Source organism: bacterium (assembly GCA_026398675.1).
In the GTDB taxonomy this organism is placed as follows: Bacteria; RBG-13-66-14; RBG-13-66-14; order RBG-13-66-14; family RBG-13-66-14; genus RBG-13-66-14.
The window spans coordinates 1-2,734 of the sequence record JAPLSK010000136.1 but is presented as its reverse complement, the minus strand read 5'-3'; the positions used below and the strand labels follow the sequence as shown (position 1 = coordinate 2,734).

General features: G+C 67.7%; 2 protein-coding genes. One reads left to right on the top strand and one right to left on the bottom strand.

All coding sequences use genetic code 11. The annotated features are described in order from the left end of the window. Nucleotides 1-394 precede the first annotated feature (394 nt). Entirely contained in the window at nt 395-1,462 is a 1,068-nt protein-coding gene (gene mnmA, locus NTW26_03440; GenBank protein MCX7021327.1) for a tRNA 2-thiouridine(34) synthase MnmA, read from the bottom strand. A 176-nt stretch (nt 1,463-1,638) separates the two neighbouring features. Between mnmA and NTW26_03435 the strand changes: the two genes are divergently transcribed. Continuing rightward, nucleotides 1,639-2,734 (top strand): hypothetical protein (locus tag NTW26_03435; protein MCX7021326.1); only part of this gene is annotated, 1,096 nt, incomplete at its 3' end.

Here is a 2,734-nt window from a genome sequence, read left to right as displayed (position 1 = left end):
ACCCCCTCCCCCCTTTGGGGGGAGGGATGGGGTGAGGGGTAGAAGCGGCGGGGATTAAAATCACCGCCCTACATTTGAGGGCACGGAGGTTGGGTGGAAGCGCGGGCGGGTCAGGAGACCCGCCCCTACGGCATCGCAAACCGCGAGGCACGGGGATGGGGGGGGAGGGCCGCCTTGTACCCCCTCCCCCCTTTGGGGGGAGGGTTGGGGTGAGGGGTAGAAGCGGCGGGGATTAAAATCCCCACCCTACATTTGAGGGCACGGCGGCGGGGATGGGAATCCCCGCCCTACGGGAGTCGATTGGATTGCGCTTCACCCTCGTAGGGGCCGACCTTCAGGTCGGCCCGCGGCGGTGGGATGGAATCGCGGGCGGGTCAGGAGACCCGTCCCTACGTTATCGCGAACGGGGAGGCCAGATGACGCCGCCGGCCACCACCTCCTCCCCCAGGTAGAAAACCGCCGCCTGCCCCGGCGTGAGCGCCCTTTGCGGCGCGAGGAAGCGGACCCCGACGGTATCTCCCTCGCGCCAGGTAAGCTCGACCGGCGCTCCCGGGTGGTTGCGCCGCGGCTGACAATCGAGCCCCGACGGGAGCGGGTCGGCGACGGGGCCCTCGAGCTCCACCGTCATCTCCTGGCTCCAGAGCTTATCCTCGGGGCCGACTAAGAGCGCCCGGTTCGGAAAATCTTTTCCGATGACGTACAGCGGCTCGCCGGTCCCCCCGCCCAGCCCCAATCCGTGCCGTTGGCCGATGGTGTAGCGGAAGAGGCCGTCGTGCGTCCCGCGCTCGCGGCCGTGGTGGTCCAGGATAGGCCCTGGTCGGGTCATCTCCGGGGCGGCGGTTTTGAGCGCCGATTCCAGCCCCCGCGCCAGCGCCGGGCAGAGGTCCTGGCTGGCCGGCTTGTCGTGGACGTCCAGGCCCCGGCGGAGCGCCTCGGCGCGCACCGTCGTCTTGTCCACTTCCCCCAGGGGCAGGATGAGAATTTCCCGCAGCTCGAGGGGGACGGCGTGGAGGAAGTAGCTCTGGTCCTGCTCGCGGACCGCGCCGCGCAGCAGCCTCATCCGCCCGAGCCTGCGCTCCAGGCGGGCGTAGTGGCCGGTGGCGATGTGCTCGAGGCCCAGGACCCGCGCCTTCTCGGCCAGGACGCGGAGCTTGTGGCGGGCGTTGCACAGCGGGCAGACGCTGGGGGTGCCTCCCCGGCTGACCACCCGCACCGACTCGGCGAGAATCTCCCGGCGGAAGCGGTCCCGCTCGTCGTAGCGGTAGTGGCGGATGCCCAGGCGCTCCGCGACGGCGAGGGCGGCGTCGGCCTCGGCCCGGGTGCAGCAGGCGGTCCGGACTCCGGGTGGGCAATCGGACTCGTCGGCGGTCAGGAGGGTTACGGCGGCCACGCGTGCGCCGGCCTCCACCAGGCGCGCCGCCGCCACTGCGGAGTCCACCCCCCCCGAGAGCCCAACCACCACGCCTTTTCCCCGCAAAAGCATCCCCACAACCCGCTTGTGCTATACTTTAAAATTCGTTACCGACACCAAGCTTACCACGCGGCCCCCGCTCCGGCCACCCCGGATCGGGTTCCCGGTCGTGCAACCGGTTGCCAGGTTACAGCGTATTAATACAATTCCCCTTATGAGGAGGACCGATGGGACGACGGTTGTTCCTATTGCCGCTCATCATTATGCTCTTAACGGGCGGCGCCTGGGCCGGAGAACGCTCCATCTTCGATGAAGCCGAGAAACACTTCGAGGACAAGAGCTTCAACCTGGCCCTTGAAGACTACGAGAAGCTCATCTCCGAGTACCCGGGGAGCGAGTACCTGCCGCTGGCGCTCTACAAGGCGGCGCTCTCCGCGGAGTTCCTCTACGACTACGCGCAAACCTCGGAGTACTTCCTGCGGCTGGCCAAGGACTTCCCGGACACCTACTGGGGCGCCCTGGCCATGCTCAAAATCTCCGAGAACCTCTACTGGTGGGGCAACCCCGAGCTGGCCTACTACCAGTCCTCCTACATGATCCAGCAGCTCAAGCTGGACGCGGCGGCGGTCATGGAGAAGATCAAGGGCAAGCTCGACGCGCCCTACGACCAGGAGTGCGTGGACCGCCTGGCGCGGCTCTACATGGAAATCGCCGGCCTGTACATGATGAACGAGGACGGCTCCTACGTGGAGGGCTTCGACGCCGAGGCCTGGTGGTGGGAGAAGTACGAGCGGGTCGTGGACCTGGACTGCTCGCCGGAAATCGCCCAGGAGGCGTACTTCGCCATGGGTAATCGGGAGCTCGCGGCGGTTTACAGCCTGGAGTACCCGGAGACGCCGCCGAAGCTGCCCGAGTGGCGCACGCTGATGGCCGAGCGGCACGACGAGAACGCCGCGATTCTGGCGAAGGCCGACCAGCGCTGGGCGCGGATGCTCGAGCGCTGGCCCGACTGCCAGTCCTCCTACAACGTCGCCATCGCCCGGGCCGGCTACATCGAGGTCTTCATGGATTCCCCCAAGGAGACCCTGGAGATTTACCGCGACGCGGCGGCCCGCTTCGCCGACACCTGGGACTCCTACGGCTCGGCCCGCGACAACGCCACGCGCCTCACCACCCCCCATCTCCAACTGCCGCAGGTGGACGGGGTGCAGCCCACCGGCGAGGTCATCGCCCTGTCGTACACCAGCCGGCTGGCCGACTCCGCCGAGCTGCGCTTTTACTCCATTGACTCCGCTCAGCTCATGACCTTCTACGACGGGTACT